Origin of the sequence: Ideonella alba (assembly GCF_018069845.1) — a bacterium.
Taxonomy (GTDB): Bacteria; Pseudomonadota; Gammaproteobacteria; order Burkholderiales; family Burkholderiaceae_C; genus Ideonella; species Ideonella alba.
In genome coordinates, this window is the sequence record NZ_JAGQDD010000007.1 from 1 (window position 1) to 14,918 (window position 14,918).

General features: G+C 70.0%; 13 protein-coding genes. 8 read left to right on the plus strand and 5 right to left on the minus strand.

Going from position 1 to position 14,918, the window contains the following annotated elements; translation table 11 throughout:
* Positions 1-274 precede the first annotated feature (274 nt).
* Positions 275-928 carry a hypothetical protein gene (locus tag KAK03_RS11150; RefSeq protein ID WP_210854036.1) on the plus strand — a complete coding sequence of 218 codons (654 nt, stop codon included), beginning with the start codon at positions 275-277 and terminating at the stop codon, positions 926-928.
* Between the two features lie 348 nt (positions 929-1,276).
* Here KAK03_RS11150 and ubiE read toward each other — a convergent pair whose 3' ends face one another.
* The 4 genes from ubiE to KAK03_RS11170 are packed head-to-tail and all read right to left on the minus strand — an operon-like array spanning position 1,277 to position 6,790.
* Complete coding sequence (gene ubiE, locus KAK03_RS11155; protein ID WP_210854037.1) at positions 1,277-2,008, minus strand: bifunctional demethylmenaquinone methyltransferase/2-methoxy-6-polyprenyl-1,4-benzoquinol methylase UbiE; 732 nt, start codon at positions 2,006-2,008, stop codon at positions 1,277-1,279.
* A 14-nt stretch (positions 2,009-2,022) separates the two neighbouring features.
* Entirely contained in the window at positions 2,023-2,424 is a 402-nt protein-coding gene (locus tag KAK03_RS11160; RefSeq protein WP_210854038.1) for a gamma-butyrobetaine hydroxylase family protein, read from the minus strand.
* A gap of 14 nt (positions 2,425-2,438) precedes the next feature.
* Positions 2,439-2,873 (minus strand): HIT family protein, encoded by a 435-nt coding sequence (locus tag KAK03_RS11165; protein ID WP_210854039.1) that lies wholly within the window; start codon positions 2,871-2,873, stop codon positions 2,439-2,441.
* Positions 2,873-6,790, minus strand: coding sequence for a DUF3683 domain-containing protein (locus KAK03_RS11170; RefSeq protein WP_210854226.1), 3,918 nt, complete (start codon positions 6,788-6,790; stop codon positions 2,873-2,875). The genes KAK03_RS11165 and KAK03_RS11170 overlap by 1 nt, the downstream gene beginning before the upstream one ends.
* Before the next feature lie 250 nt (positions 6,791-7,040).
* Between KAK03_RS11170 and ugpB the strand changes: the two genes are divergently transcribed.
* From ugpB to KAK03_RS11200, 6 genes are all read left to right on the plus strand, one after another.
* Positions 7,041-8,342, plus strand: a complete 1,302-nt coding sequence (ugpB, locus tag KAK03_RS11175; RefSeq protein ID WP_210854040.1) for a sn-glycerol-3-phosphate ABC transporter substrate-binding protein UgpB — start codon at positions 7,041-7,043, stop codon at positions 8,340-8,342.
* A 37-nt stretch (positions 8,343-8,379) separates the two neighbouring features.
* The gene (ugpA, locus tag KAK03_RS11180) at positions 8,380-9,261 is read left to right on the plus strand and encodes a sn-glycerol-3-phosphate ABC transporter permease UgpA (RefSeq protein WP_210854041.1); all 882 of its coding nucleotides are present in this window, start codon (positions 8,380-8,382) and stop codon (positions 9,259-9,261) included.
* Between the two features lie 83 nt (positions 9,262-9,344).
* The gene (gene ugpE, locus KAK03_RS11185) at positions 9,345-10,199 is read left to right on the plus strand and encodes a sn-glycerol-3-phosphate ABC transporter permease UgpE (protein WP_210854042.1); all 855 of its coding nucleotides are present in this window, start codon (positions 9,345-9,347) and stop codon (positions 10,197-10,199) included.
* Between the two features lie 3 nt (positions 10,200-10,202).
* Positions 10,203-11,270, plus strand: coding sequence for a sn-glycerol-3-phosphate import ATP-binding protein UgpC (locus tag KAK03_RS11190; protein WP_210854043.1), 1,068 nt, complete (start codon positions 10,203-10,205; stop codon positions 11,268-11,270).
* Positions 11,267-12,010, plus strand: coding sequence for a glycerophosphodiester phosphodiesterase (gene ugpQ / locus KAK03_RS11195; protein WP_210854044.1), 744 nt, complete (start codon positions 11,267-11,269; stop codon positions 12,008-12,010). The genes KAK03_RS11190 and ugpQ overlap by 4 nt, the downstream gene beginning before the upstream one ends.
* A 97-nt stretch (positions 12,011-12,107) precedes the next feature.
* Positions 12,108-13,277, plus strand: a complete 1,170-nt coding sequence (locus KAK03_RS11200; RefSeq protein ID WP_210854045.1) for a choice-of-anchor tandem repeat GloVer-containing protein — start codon at positions 12,108-12,110, stop codon at positions 13,275-13,277.
* Here the strand turns inward: KAK03_RS11200 and KAK03_RS11205 are convergent.
* On the minus strand, positions 13,265-14,518 hold the full coding sequence (locus tag KAK03_RS11205; RefSeq protein ID WP_210854046.1) for an MFS transporter: 1,254 nt from the start codon (positions 14,516-14,518) through the stop codon (positions 13,265-13,267). The two genes, KAK03_RS11200 and KAK03_RS11205, sit on opposite strands and share 13 nt — an antisense overlap.
* 67 nt (positions 14,519-14,585) lie before the next feature.
* Here KAK03_RS11205 and KAK03_RS11210 point away from each other — a divergent pair, with 67 nt between their 5' ends.
* On the plus strand, positions 14,586-14,903 hold the full coding sequence (locus KAK03_RS11210) for a hypothetical protein (protein ID WP_210854047.1): 318 nt from the start codon (positions 14,586-14,588) through the stop codon (positions 14,901-14,903).
* The last annotated feature ends 15 nt before the right edge of the window (positions 14,904-14,918 follow it).

Consider the following 14,918-nt stretch of genomic DNA (forward strand, 5'->3'; position numbering starts at 1 on the left):
GCCGGCCGACCACAGGGCCAGCCAGGTGTGAGAGCCGATGTAGCCGGTGGCACCGGTGAGCAGGACGCGTGGCATGGGGCGCTTCGAACAAGGACAAACCCGCAGTATGCCCCTGAGTCGTTACGCCCAGGCCACATCGGTTACGACTTGATATTGACGCCGGCGCAGCGGTTGGGCGACAGTGGCGGCGCGCCGGGCAGGCGGCGCGCCCACCCATGTCCCCGACGGCCCCGGCAGCAACCGGGCCGGGCCGCGCTTTTGTCCAGGAGTCTTCATGTCCCGTTCCATCCTGCCCCTGTTGACCGTGGCCGCCGCCCTGTGCGCTGCCAGCGCTGCCCAGGCTGCCGAGGTCTACACCGCGATCGGCGCTCCCGGCCTGATGCTGGGCGTGGCCCAGCCGATCAACAACCAGATCACCCTGCGCGCCGACCTGGCCAGCGCCGGCAACCGCAGCCGCAACAGCACCCAGGAAGGCATTGCCTACCAGGGCAAGCTGAAGTCCGGCCGCTTCGCCGTGTTCGGCGACTGGTTCCCGATGGACTCGGGCTTTCGCATCACCGCCGGCCTGACCAGCAATGACTACAAGCTGGACCTGGATGCCTCGGGCGCCGGCCGCACCGTCAAGGTGGGCGATGGCAGCTACACCCTGACCGCGGCCGACGGCCTGGCCGTGGCGATGCGTTTTCCCAGCACCACGCCCTACCTGGGCATCGGCTGGGGCCATCGCCTGGGCGATAGCGGCTGGCGCTTCAACGCCGACCTGGGCGCGATGATCGGCACCGCCAGCGTCACCGTGACGCCGCGCGGCCAGCTGGCCTCGCCGCTGGCCCAGGCCGACGTGGCCAAGGAAACCGCGCAGCTGCGCGACAAGGTGGAAAAGACCAAGGCGATCCCGCAGCTGAGCATCGGCGTCAGCTACGTCTTCTGACCGACACCTGAGCGCGCGGGTAGGCGGTCCGCCCAAGGCCCGCGCAGCCCCCTTGGGGGGCGAGTCCGGACGTGGTGCGTCCTGTGGACGCAGCACGCCTGACGAGCGGGGCAGCCGCCCGGCTGCCCGCGGCCTGCCAGGCGCAATGCCGCTCAGCGGCTAGCCTGGGGGCCTCAGCCCCGGGCCGCCGGGCCGCTCCCAAGGCCCGGGAGCCCCCATGGGGGGTGGCGAAGCCGCAGTGCGGCGAGCCTGGGGGCCGACAGCGCGGGCCGCCGGGCCGCCCCAAGGCCCGCGCAGCCCCCTCGGGGGGTGGCGAAGCCGCAGCGCGGCGAGCCTGGGGGCTCTAGTTCAACACTTGATGCCCACGTGCAGCGCCACCACGCCGCCGGTCATGTTGTGCACATCCACATGGCCGAAGCCGGCGGTCTTCATCATCGCCTTCAGCGTGGCCTGGTCCGGGTGCATGCGGATCGACTCGGCCAGGTAGCGGTAGCTGTCGGCATCGCCGGCCACCAGGCTGCCGATGCGCGGCAGGATGCTGAACGAGTACCAGTCGTAGGGCTTTTGCAGCGGCGCCGCCACCTTCGAGAACTCCAGCACCAGCAGCCGCCCGCCCGGGCGCAGCACGCGGCACATCTCGGCCAGCGCGATGTCCTTGTGGGTCATGTTGCGCAGGCCGAAGGCCACGCTGACCAGGTCGAAGCTGGCTTCCGGGTAGGGCAGTTGCTCGGCGTCACACAGGTTGGTGGGCAGCGCCAGGCCTTCGTCGAGCAGCCGGTCGCGGCCGGTGCGCAGCATCGCCTCGTTGATGTCGGTGTGCACCACCATGCCGCGCTCGCCCACCTTGCGGGCGAAGGCGCGCGAGAGGTCGCCTGTGCCGCCGGCGATGTCGAGCACCCGGTCGCCTTCCTTCAGGTTGGCCACCGCCACCGTGTAGGCCTTCCAGGCGCGGTGCAGGCCCATCGACATCAGGTCGTTCATGATGTCGTACTTGGAGGCCACCGAATCGAAGACGCCCTTGACCTTGCTGGCCTTGGCGGTCTCGTCGACGGTCTGGAAACCGAAATGGGTCTGCGACATGGTGCGCTCCTGCTTCAGTGCGAGCCGCAGGCGCTGCCGGCCTTGGGCGGCATCGGCGCATCGCGGTCGACGCCGGCTTCCTGCAGGCGCTGCTCATAGCGCGACCACAGGTCCGCCTGCTCGGCACCCAGGCGGTACAGGTACTCCCAGGTGAAGATGCCGCTGTCATGGCCGTCGTCGAAGCTGGGCTGCACCGCGTAGTGGCCGACGGGTTCGATGGCGATGATGCCGACCTGGCGCTTGCCGGTCTGCAGCGTCTCCTGGCCGGGGCCGTGGCCCATGACCTCGGCCGAGGGCGAATAGACGCGCATCAGCTCGAACGGGATGCGGAACTGCGCGCCGTCATCGAAGGCGATTTCCAGCACGCGCGAGGCCTGGTGCAGGGTCAGGGCGGTGGGCAGCGGGGATGCGGACATGGGGGAAGTCTCCGTCACGGTGCGGCCAGGGCCGCGGCGATGCGTTCATCGACGGCCGGCAGGGCCAGGCCGAGGCGCGCCAGCGCGTCGGGGTCGCTGTCGCGCTGGCGCGCGCCCCAGATCGGCTGCGGGAAGTGGCTGTCGCGCTCGAAGCGCGCGATCACATGCCAGTGCAGGTGAGGCACCAGGTTGCCCAGCGCCGCCAGGTTGATCTTGGTGGGCGACAGCTGCTCGCGCAATGCGCGCTCCACGGTCACCACGGTATCCATCGCGTGGCTGCGGTCGGCAGCCGACAGGTCGCTGAACTCGGCCACGTGGGCGTTCCAGATCACGCGGTAGAAGGCCGGAAAATCCGGCGCGTCCTGCACCCGCACCACGCGCAGACGCGGCGTGGAGGCCACCACCGACCAGGCCGGTGTCTCCAGGTGGGTGCACAGCTCGCAGGCCATCACACCAGCACGCGCTCGATGCCGCCGGCGTTGGCGCGGGCGACGTAGTCTTCCAGCCAGGTCGGGCCCAACAGCTGGCGGGCCATCTCGACCACCACGTAATCGGCTTCCAGCAGGCCGTTGGCCAGGTCATCGCCATAGCGCGACAGGCCCTGCAGGCAGCTGGGGCAGCTGGTGAGGATCTTCAGGTTGTCCTGCTCGCCCACGCTGCCGGTGGCGCGCAGCGCCGCCTCGGCCTTGCGGATCTCTTCTTCCTTGCGGAAGCGCACCTGGGTGGCGATGTCAGGCCGGCTCACGCCCAGCGTGCCGGACTCGCCACAGCAGCGCTCGCTCTTGACCACCGCAGGCCCGACCAGCGCGCGCACGGTCTTCAGCGAGTCCTGCTGCTTCATCGGGCTGTGGCAGGGCTCGTGGTAGAGGAAACCGCCCTTCGAGCCCTCCAGCGTGATGCCCTTTTCGAGCAGGAACTCGTGGATGTCGACGATGCGGCAGCCGGGGAAGATCTCCTCGAACTTGTAGCCCTGCAGCTGGTCATAGCAGGTGCCGCAGGAGACCACCACGGTCTTGATGTCCAGGTAGTTCAGCGTGTTGGCCACACGGTGGAACAGCACCCGGTTGTCGGTGATCATCTTCTCGGCCACGTCGAACTGGCCCGAGCCGCGCTGCGGGTAGCCGCAGCACAGGTAGCCGGGCGGCAGCACCGTCTGCACGCCGGCGCGCCACAGCATGGCCTGGGTGGCCAGACCCACCTGGCTGAACAGGCGCTCGGAGCCGCAGCCGGGGAAATAGAAGACGGCCTCGCTGTCCGCGGTGGTGACCTGCGGATCGCGGATGATCGGCACGTAGTTCTTGTCTTCCACATCCAGCAGCGCGCGGGCGGTCTTCTTGGGCAGACCGCCGGGCATCTTCTTGTTGATGAAGTGGATGACCTGTTCCTTCAGCGGCGCCGCGCCCACCGTGGCCGGCGGGGCCGAGGTCTGCTTGCGCGCGGCCAGCTTGAGCACGTCGTGCGCCATGCGCTGGACCTTCATGCCCACGCCCACCATCGCCGTGCGTGCCAGCTTGATGGTCTCGGGGCTGGTGGCGTTGAGCATCAGCATGGCCGCCGCGTTGCCGGGCCGCCAGGTCTTGTGGCCCATCTTGCGCAGCAGGTTGCGCATGGCCATCGAGACATCGCCGAAGTCGATCTTCACCGGGCAGGGGCTGAGGCACTTGTGGCAGACCGTGCAGTGGTCGGCCACGTCCTCGAACTCGCCCCAGTGGGCGATCGACACGCCGCGGCGGGTCTGCTCCTCATAGAGGAAGGCCTCGACCAGCAGCGAGGTGGCGAGGATCTTGTTGCGCGGGCTGTACAGCAGGTTGGCGCGCGGCACATGGGTGGAGCACACCGGCTTGCACTTGCCGCAGCGCAGGCAGTCCTTGACCGAGTTGGCGATGTCGCCGATGTCGCTCTGCTGCATGATCAGCGACTCGTGCCCCATCAGGCCGAAGCTGGGCGTGTAGGCGTGCGTCAGGTCGGCCGCGTGGACATCCTCGCCCAGGCGCGTGCGGGCCTCGCCGCGCAGCAGCTTGCCCTTGTTGAAGCGGCCTTCCGGGTCGACCTGGGCCTTGTAGGCCGCGAAGCTGGCGATCTCGTCGTCGGACAGGAACTCGAGCTTGGTGATGCCGATGCCGTGCTCGCCGCTGATCACGCCGCCCAGGCTGCGCGCCAGCACCATGATCCGGCCCACCGCCTCATGGGCGGTCTGCAGCATCTCGTAGTTGTCGGAGTTGACCGGGATGTTGGTGTGCACATTGCCGTCACCGGCATGCATGTGCAGCGCCACCCACACCCGGCCGCGCAGCACCTGCTGGTGGATGCGGCGGCACTCGTCGATCACCGGCGCGAACACGGCGCCCGAGAACAGCGTCTGCAGCGGGCGCAGCAGCTCACGCTTCCAGGAGGCGCGCAGGCTGCCATCTTGCAACTGGTCGAACCAGCTGCGGGTTTCGTTGGGGTCCACCTGGTCCAGGCGGCTCATCCAGTGCTGCCAGCGGGCGCGCACGTCGCGCACCAGCGCCAGCGCCTGCTGGGTGCGGTCCTCGATCAGGTCGGCGGCCGGCAGTTCGGACGCGTCCTCGGTCTTGCCCAGCGGCAGCGCGCCGCCGGTGAAGAAGGCTTCGAGCTGGTCAGCCAGCGCCACCTTGTTGCGCAGCGACAGCTCGATGTTGATGCGCTCGATGCCCAGCGTGTACTCGCCCATGCGCTCGAGCGGGATCACCACGTCCTCGTTGACCTTGAAGGCGTTGGTGTGGCGGCTGATGGCCGCGGTGCGCTTGCGGTCGAGCCAGAACTTCTTGCGCGACTCGGCGCTGACGGCCACGAAGCCCTCGCCCGAGCGGCCGTTGGCCAGGCGCACGACCTCCGAGGTGGCGCGCGCCACCGCATCCTCGTCGTCGCCGACGATGTCGCCCACCAGCACCATCTTGGGCAGGCCGCCGCGTTTGCTCTTGGTGGTGTAGCCCACCGCCTTCAGGTAGCGGTCGTCCAGATGCTCCAGGCCGGCGAGGATGGCACCGCCCGGGCGCTTCATCTCGTCGAACATGAAGTCCTTGATCTCGACGATCGAGGGCACGCAGTCCCTGGGGTTGCCGAAGAATTCCAGGCACACCGTGCGGGTGTGCGCCGGCATGCGGTGCACCACCCAGCGCGCGCTGGTGATCAGGCCGTCACAGCCCTCCTTCTGCACGCCGGGCAGGCCGGCGAGGAACTTGTCGGTGACATCCTTGCCCAGGCCTTCCTTGCGGAACACGCGGCCGGGGATGTCCAGCGTCTCGGTGCGCTCCAGGACCTTGCCGCTGGCGTCGAAGTACTTCAGCTCGAAGCGGGCGGTGGGGACGTCGTGGATCTTGCCCAGGTTGTGGCCGACGCGGGTGACCTCGAGCCACTTGGCCTCGGGCGTGACCATCCGCCAGCTGGCCAGGTTGTCCAGCGCGGTGCCCCACAGCACCGCCTTCTTGCCGCCGGCGTTCATCGCGATGTTGCCGCCGATGCACGAGGCCTCGGCCGAGGTGGGATCGACCGCGAAGACATAGCCGGCGCGCTCGGCCGCATCGGCCACGCGCTGCGTGACCACGCCGGCGCCGGTCCAGATCGTGGGCACCTTCTGCGCCAGACCCGGCAGCTCGACCAGCTCGACCTCGGTCATCTGCTCGAGCTTCTCGGTGTTGATGACCGCGCTCTTCCAGGTCAGCGGCACCGCGCCGCCGGTGTAGCCGGTGCCGCCGCCGCGCGGCACGATGGTCAGGCCCAGCTCGACACAGGCGGCCACCAGGTGGGCCATCTCGGCTTCGGTGTCGGGGGTCAGCACGACGAAGGGGTATTCGACGCGCCAGTCGGTGGCGTCGGTGACGTGCGAGACGCGGCTCAGGCCGTCGAACTTGACGTTGTCCTTGGCGGTGTGGCGGCCCAGCAGGCGGCGGCAGCGCTGGCGCAGCGCCGCCACTTCATTGAAGCGCGCGTCGAAACGCTGCACGGCCGCGCTGGCGGCGGCGAGCAGCTCGCCCACGGCCTGGTCGCGCGCCGGGTCGGCCTCGGGCGTGCGGCGCTTCTCGACCTCGCCCAGGCGGTGGCGCAGCGCGTCGATCAACAGCGCGCGCCGGCGCGGGTTGTCCAGCAGGTCGTCTTCCAGGTAGGGGTTGCGCTGCACCACCCAGATGTCGCCCAGCACCTCGTAGAGCATGCGGGCGGAGCGGCCGGTGCGGCGTTCCTCGCGCAGGCGGTTCAGGACTTCCCAGGCGCGCGGGCCCAGCAGGCGCAGCACGATCTCGCGGTCGGACAGCGAGGTGTAGTTGTACGGGATCTCGCGCAGCCGGGGCGCGCTGTCGTGGCGGTCGGCGACGGGCGCCAGGGGAGCGATCGGGTGCGGGGCGTTCATGTCGGGCAGGTGCTCGGGCCGGGCGCCGGGCGGGCGGGGCACGGTGCGCCTGGCTGTGGGCTCGGCGGAACGTGGGCGCGAATCCTACCGCAGTGCAGCAAACCACACCGCTCAGAGGGACCGCGGCCGCCCCCGGTCAGCGGCAACCGGGTTTCTCCGGCTTGCCCAGGAACCGCTTGAGCGGCGACAACGCGATTGTCACATGCGGGAGACAGACTCTCGCCTTCGCCTTTTTCCCGGAGACATCCCGATGAAGCAACGTTTGGCCCTGCTGGCCGTGGCCGGCCTGATTAGCACCACCGCGCACGCACAGGTCGAGGTCCAGTGGTGGCACTCGATGGGCGGCGCCCTGGGCGAATGGGTGAACGACCTGGCCAAGGACTTCAACGCCAGCCAGAAGGATTACAAAATCGTCCCCACCTTCAAGGGCAGCTACGACGAGTCGATGACCGCCGCGATCGCCGCCTTCCGTGCCGGCAATGCGCCGCACATCCTGCAGGTCTTCGAGGTGGGCACCGCCACGATGATGGCCAGCAAGGGCGCGATCAAGCCGGTGGCCGAGGTGATGAAGGAAGCCGGCCAGAAGTTCGACCCGGGCGCCTACGTGCCCGCGGTGGCCGGCTACTACACCGCGCCCAACGGCCAGATGCTGAGCTTCCCGTTCAACAGCTCCACGCCCGTCTTCCACTACAACAAGGACGCGCTCAAGGCCGCCGGCCTGGACCCGAACAAGCCGCCCACCACCTGGCCCGAGGTGGCCCTGGCCGCCGCCAAGCTCAAGGCCAGCGGCCACAAGTGCCCCTACACCACCAGCTGGATCAGCTGGACCCAGCTGGAGAGCTTCTCGGCCTGGCACAACACGCTGTTCGCCACCAAGAACAACGGCTTCGGTGGCCTGGACACCCGGTTGGCCTTCAACACGCCGCTGCATGTCCGCCACATCGAGAACCTGGCCAACATGGCCCAGCAGGGCCTGTTCGTCTACAAGGGCCGCGGCAACAAGGCCGATGCGGTCTTCGTTTCGGGCGAATGCGCGATGATGACCGGCTCCTCGGCGCTGTACGGCAACGTCAAGCGCAACGGCAAGTTCGACTACGGCATCGGCGCCCTGCCCTACTACCCGGATGTGCCCGGCGCGCCGCAGAACACCGTGATCGGCGGCGCCAGCCTGTGGGTGATGTCGGGCAAGAAGCCGGCCGAATACAAGGGCGTGGCGGCCTTCTTCGCCTACCTGTCGCAGCCCGAGGTGGCCGCCAAGAGCCACCAGCGCACCGGCTACCTGCCGGTGACCAAGGCCTCGTTCGAGCTGACCGACAAGTCGGGCTTCTACAAGGAGAACCCGGGCACCGACGTCTCGGTCACGCAGATGATCCGCAAGACCACCGACAAGTCGCGCGGCGTGCGCCTGGGCAACTTCGTGCAGATCCGCACCATCATCGACGAGGAGCTGGAAGGCGTGTGGGCCGGCAAGAAGGGCGCCAAGGAGGCGCTCGACACCGCGATCACCCGCGGCAACGAGCAGCTCGAGCGCTTCCAGAAGGCGCAGAAGTGACCTGAATGGCCGGCCCCCGCCCGGGGCGGCCCCTGCGATGGAAAAACGCGTCCTCTTCCGCAGCCGCTGGCTGCCCTGGCTGCTGATCGCCCCGCAGATGGCGATCGTGCTGGTGTTCTTTTTCTGGCCTGCCGCGCAGGCCTTGTGGCAGAGCGTGCTGCAGCAGGATGCCTTCGGCACCAGCACCGAGTTTGTCGGCCTGGCCAATTTCGAGCGCCTGTTCAGCGATCCGGCCTATCTGGACTCGTTCAAGCTGACCGCGCTGTATTCCGCGCTGGTGGCGGGCACCGGATTGGCCGTGTCGCTGCTGCTGGCGGTGATGGCCGACCGCGTGGTGCGCGGCTCGCGCTTCTACCGCACGCTGCTGGTCTGGCCCTATGCAGTGGCACCGGCGGTGGCGGGCGTGCTGTGGATGTTCCTGTTCATGCCGGGCCTGGGCGTGGTCAGCCACGGTCTGGGCTGGCTGGGCATCGAGTGGAACCACCTGCTCGACAGCGGCCATGCGCTGACGCTGATCGTGGTGGCCGCGGTGTGGAAGCAGATCTCGTACAACTTCCTGTTCTTCCTGGCCGGGCTGCAGGCGATCCCCAAGTCATTGATCGAGGCCGCAGCGATCGACGGCGCCGGCCCGTGGCGGCGCTTCTGGACGGTGCAGTTCCCGCTGCTGTCGCCCACCGCCTTCTTCCTGCTGGTGATGAACATCGTCTACGCCTTCTTCGACACCTTCGCGATCGTCGATGCGGCCACCAGCGGTGGCCCGGGCAAGGACACGTCCATCCTGGTCTACAAGGTCTACTACGACGGCTTCAAGGCGCTGGACATGGGCGGCTCGGCCGCGCAGTCGGTGGTGCTGATGGTGGTGGTGGTGGCGCTGACGGTGCTGCAGTTCCGTTTCGTCGAGCGCAAGGTTCAGTATTGACAACATGAAGCCCCCAAGCTCACTTCGTTCGCTACCCCCCGAGGGGGCTGTCAGTACCTTCGGAACGGCCGGGCGGTACTGACATGATCGAAAGACGCCCCGTCGCCACGCTGCTCTCCCACCTGGTGCTGGTGCTGGGCGTGCTGGTCATCGTGTTCCCGGTGTGGCTGACCTTCGTGGCCTCCACCCACACCGCCGAGGAGATCGCCCAGGGCCGACCGATGTCGATCTGGCCCGGCAGCCACCTGCTCGAGACCTACCGCCTGGCGCTGCTGGGTGGCCAGACCAGCGCCGGCTCCACGGTGCCGCCGGCGCTGCCGATGATGGGCATCAGCCTGGTCAGTGCGCTGGTCATCGCGCTGGGCAAGATCGCGATCTCGCTGCTGTCGGCCTTTGCCATCGTCTACTTCCGCTTCCCGCTGCGGGGGCTGGTGTTCTGGATGATCTTCGTCACGCTGATGCTGCCGGTGGAGGTGCGCATCGGGCCCACCTATGAGGTGGTGTCGCAGCTGGGCATGCTCAACAGCTATGCCGGTCTGACCGTGCCGCTGATCGCCAGCGCCACTGCCACCTTCCTGTTCCGCCAGTTCTTCCTGACCGTGCCCGACGAACTGGTGGAGGCCGCGCGCATCGACGGCGCCGGCCCGCTGCGCTTCTTCAAGGACGTGCTGCTGCCGCTGTCGACCACCAGCATCGCGGCGCTGTTCGTGATCCAGTTCATCTACGGCTGGAACCAGTACCTGTGGCCGCTGCTGGTGACCACCGACGAGGGCATGTACCCGATCGTCATGGGCATCAAGCGCCTGATCGCCGGCGAGGCCTACACCGAGTGGAACGTGGTGATGGCCACGGCGATGCTGGCGATGCTGCCGCCGGCGCTGGTGGTGATCTTCATGCAGAAATGGTTCGTCAAGGGCCTGGTCGACTCCGAGAAATAAGCCATGGCAAGCATTTCCCTGCGCCGCGTCGAGAAGGCCTATGGCCATGGCGCCAAGCTCAACAAGGTGATCCACGGGCTGGACGCCGAGATTGCCGACGGCGAGTTCATCGTCATCGTCGGCCCCTCGGGCTGCGGCAAGAGCACGCTGCTGCGCATGGTGGCCGGGCTGGAGGAGATCACCGGCGGCGAGATCGCGATCGGCGCACGGGTGGTCAACCAGCTCGAGCCCTCGCAGCGCGACATCGCGATGGTCTTCCAGAACTACGCGCTCTACCCGCACATGAGCGTCTACGACAACATGGCCTACGGCCTGAAGATCGCCGGCCGGCCCAAGACCGAGATCGACGAGCGGGTGCGCAAGGCCGCCGGCATCCTGGAACTGGGCCACCTGCTGGAGCGCCGGCCGCGCGAGTTGTCTGGCGGCCAGCGCCAGCGTGTGGCCATGGGCCGCGCGATCGTGCGCCAGCCGCAGGTCTTCCTGTTCGACGAGCCGCTGTCCAACCTCGACGCCAAGCTGCGCGCCCAGACCCGGCTGGAGATCCAGAAGCTGCACCGCGAGCTGGGCATCACCAGCCTGTTCGTCACCCATGACCAGGTCGAGGCGATGACGCTGGCGCAGCGCATGATCGTGATGAACGGCGGGCGCATGGAGCAGTTCGGCACGCCCGAGGCGGTCTACAGCCGCCCGGCCAGCACCTTCGTCGCCGGCTTCATCGGCTCGCCGCCGATGAACCTGCTGGACGGTGAAGCCGCCGGCCCAGCCTTCTCGCACCAGGGCCAATCCGTGGCGCTGCCGGCGGCCGCGCCGCGCGCCGGCGCACTGGTGCTGGGCCTGCGCCCCGAGCATGCCCGGATCGACCCGGCCGGCTGGCCGATGCAGGTGCAGACCGTGGAGATGCTGGGCGCCGAGCGCCTGGTGCACGGCCAGGTGCTGGGCCAGGGCTTCACGCTGCGCATCGACAGCACGCTGCCGGCGCCGCAGGCGGGCCAGACCCTCGGCGTGTCGGCCGACGCCGCGCACCTGCACTGGTTCGACCCCGGCAGCCGCCAGCGGGTGGACGCCGCATGACCGGCGACTGGCCGCTGCCGCGCTGGATCGCCCACCGCGGCGCCGGGAAGCTGGCGCCCGAGAACACGCTGGCCGCGTTCCGCGAAGGCGCGCGCCACGGCTACCGGGCCTTCGAGTGCGACGTCAAGCTCTCGGGCGACGACGTCGCCTTCCTGCTGCACGACGCCACGCTGGAGCGCACCACCAACGGCCAGGGCCGTGCGGCGGATCTGCCCTGGTCGGCGCTGTCGCAGCTGGATGCCGGCGGCTGGCACAGCGCCGCCTTCGCCGGCGAACCGCCGGCCACGCTGGCGGCCATCGCCACCTGGCTGCAGCGCAACGACTTCGACCTCGATCTGGAGATCAAGCCCACGCCTGGTGATGAGGAACGCACCGGCCGCCTGGTGGCCGCCGAGGTGGCGCACCGCTGGGCCGGGCGCACGCGCGTGCCGCTGCTCAGTTCCTTCCGTCCCGAGGCGCTGGCTGGCGCGCGGGATGCCGCCCCCGAACTGCCGCGGGCGCTGCTGGTGGACACCGACTGGCCGGGCTGGTGGGCGGTGGCGCAGCAGCTGGGCTGCGTGGCGGTGATCACCAACTTCCGCCTGATGGATGGCGCGCTGTGCGAGCGGCTGCATGCCGCCGGGATGCGCGCGCTGTGCTACACGGTCAACGAGCCGGCGCAGGCGCAGCGCCTGCTGAGCGTCGGCGTGGACGGGCTGATCACCGACGCGGTGGACCGCTTCGACGCGAACGCCGGCTGAACCCGCTCCCCTAGCGCGGACAGGGCACTAGGGATGGGACTCAGGGGCTGATGGGCCCACGCTGCGGCTCCTCATCCCGCCCCGTCTGGAGCCCGTCATGACCACTGCGATCCACCGTCGCGACTTCCTCGCCTGGAGCAGCGCCAGCGCGCTGGTCGTGCCCGCCCGCGCGGCCCGGCCCGGCCGCATGGGCCCCCGTGTGCTGCACGTGCTCGGTGCGGGCGATGGTTCGACGCCGCAGGGTGCGCCGGTCACTGGCCCCGATGGCGCGCTGTACGGCTGCTTCATGCATGGCGGCTCGGGCAGCCTGGGCCAGGTCTACCGGCTGGCTCTGGACGGCGACTACAGCGAGCTGGTGGCCATGCGCTACAGCGACACGAATGGCTTCGGCCCGTCGGGTGAGCCGGCCTTCGACGGCCAGGGCGCGCTGTGGGCCTGCACGATGTTCGGCGGCCGCCAGCGCCTGGGCACCCTGCTGCGCCACACCGCGGCCGATGGGCCGCAGAGCTGGGAGCCGGGCGCCGGCCGGTCCCAGGGCCCGGGCCAGTTCCAGGGGCGCCTGGCGGTGCTGGGCGACCACCTGTACGGCATCGCCGGGCTGCGGCGTGACCGCGCGGACAACGCAATCTACCGCACGCCGATCGAGCAGCCCTGGCGCGCCCGGGTGATCGCCTCGCCGCGCGCCGAGGGCCTGGGGGCGGTGATCTCGGGCCCGTTGTCGGTGCCCGGCGGCGCGCTCGTGGGCACCACCAGCGAGCCGCTCGAACGGGGTGGCGCGCTCTACCGTATGGACGTCCGCAGCGGCGCGCTGCAGGTGCTGCACACCTGGTCCAGCGGCGGGCCGCGGGGCGAACTGGTGCTGGCTGACGATGGGTGGGTCTGGGGCGTGCTCAGCGCCGACCGGGCGCGCCACCAAGGCCAGGTCTGGCGCTGCCACCCACGCCGCGGCGCGCTGCAGGTGGTGCATGCCTTCACCGGCGGCGAGGACGGCGCCTACCCCAGCGGCGGCCTGGCCCGCCATCCCGATGGCTCGCTGTGGGGCCTGACCAATGGCGGCGGCGACCTGGCCATGCCGCGCGGCACGCTCTACCGCATCGCGCCCGACGGCAGCTACGCCGTGGTGCACCGCTTCAGCGAGGACGACCCCTGCGGCTACAGCCCCGAGGGCGCGCCCGGCATCGCCGCTGACGGCAGCGTGGTGGGCTGCACCGGTGCCGGCGGCGCGCTCGGCCGCGGCACGCTGTTCGCGCTGGACTACGTGGCCTGAGCCGGCGTGGGCAGTTGCCGGGCGCCGCGGATCGCCGGCAGCCGCCAGGCCAGCAGGGCCAGCAGCGCGCTGCCAATGGCTGCGCTGGCCAGCGAGGCGCGCAGACCCACATGCTCACCCAGCCAGCCGCCCCACAGCGCGCCGGGTCCGGCGGGCAGCAGAATCAGCCAGCGCATGGTGCTGGTCATGCGCCCCAGCAGCGGCTCGGGCGTGGCCGCCTGGCGCAGCGAGATGAAGTTGATGAACAGGATCACCGCGCCGGCCCCGAAGCACATCAGCATCCACGCGAAGGCCGCCACGCCCCACGCGCCCGTAGGCGCCAGTGCCACGGCCCCCCAGCCCATCGAAGTGATCGCGAAGCCGACGACCAGGCTGGGACCGGGGCCGATGCGCCGGCTCAGGCGGTCGCCGCGCAGGCTGGCAGTGACCGTGCCCACGCCCAGCGCGATGTAGCACAGGCCCACCTGGCGCTCGTCCAGACCCAGCGTGCGCGTGGCGTGCAGGATCTGCACCACCAGCGCCGAGTGGTAGCACATCTGCCAGGTGGCCACGCAGGCCGCCAGCGACACCAGCAGCGCTTGCGAGCGCACGAAGCGCAGGCCCTCGAGCAGTTCGTGCAGGAAGCCGCGGCGGGCATCGCCGTCGCGGTGCTCGGTGACGCGCAGACCCTTGAGCACGCCGGCCGAGAACGTCAGCAGCACGGCATCGGCCAGCAGCGCCAGCGGCGCGCCCACCGCGCGGATCAGCAGGCCTGCCAGGCCGGGGCCGACCACCTCGGCGCCCGAGCTGGCCAGCGCGTTCTTGGCGTGGGCCTCGACCAGGCGCTGGCGCGGCACCACCTGGGTCAGCACGATCTGTGCGGCGGTGCCGGCACTGACGTTGACCATGCCGACGACGAAGGCCACGCCATACAGCCAGTTCATCGACAGCCAGCCCATCGCCCAGGCCAGCGGCACCGAGCCCACCGCCAAGGCCAGCGACAGCTCACCCGCGACATACACCGGCAGCTTGCGCACGCGGTCCAGCCACACGCCCGAGGGCAGCGAGAACAGCACGAAGGGCAGCAGCTCCAGCGCCGTCAGCCAGCCCATCTGCGTCGGGCTGGCGTGCAGCAGCACCGCGGCCGACAGCGGCAGCGCCAGCAGCGTGATCTGACCGCCCAGCGAGCCGCACAGCACCGACACCCACAGGCGCCGGTAGGCGGGGTCACGCAACAGGTCGTCGGGGCGCAGGCGGTACAACGGGGGCGGTCTCCGGAAGTGCGGGCGTCAGGGGCCGGGCGATGCTAGCAGGCGATAATCCACGGCCATGCACGACGAGCAGTCGATCGACCAGTACTTCACCGAGCAGATCGTCGGCCCGACGCGCCAGGTGACGCTGGGCCCCAGCGTCGGGCTGGTGCGCCAGCCCTCGCGCGGTGTGCTGGTCGAAGGCAGTCGCGCCGGGCTGGAGCTGACGCTGCTGGCGGCGCGCAGCGCCTGGGCCGCCGAGCCGGGCGAGGTGCTGGTGGGACGGCCCGTGTCCCTGCCGCGTCTGGCACGCTGGCGCATCGGGCTGTTGCTGGTGGCCTGGCTGGTCTGGAGTGCCGGTCTGGTGGCCGCCTGCGCCTGGTGGTGGCGGGTCTGAGCGTGACGCAACCAA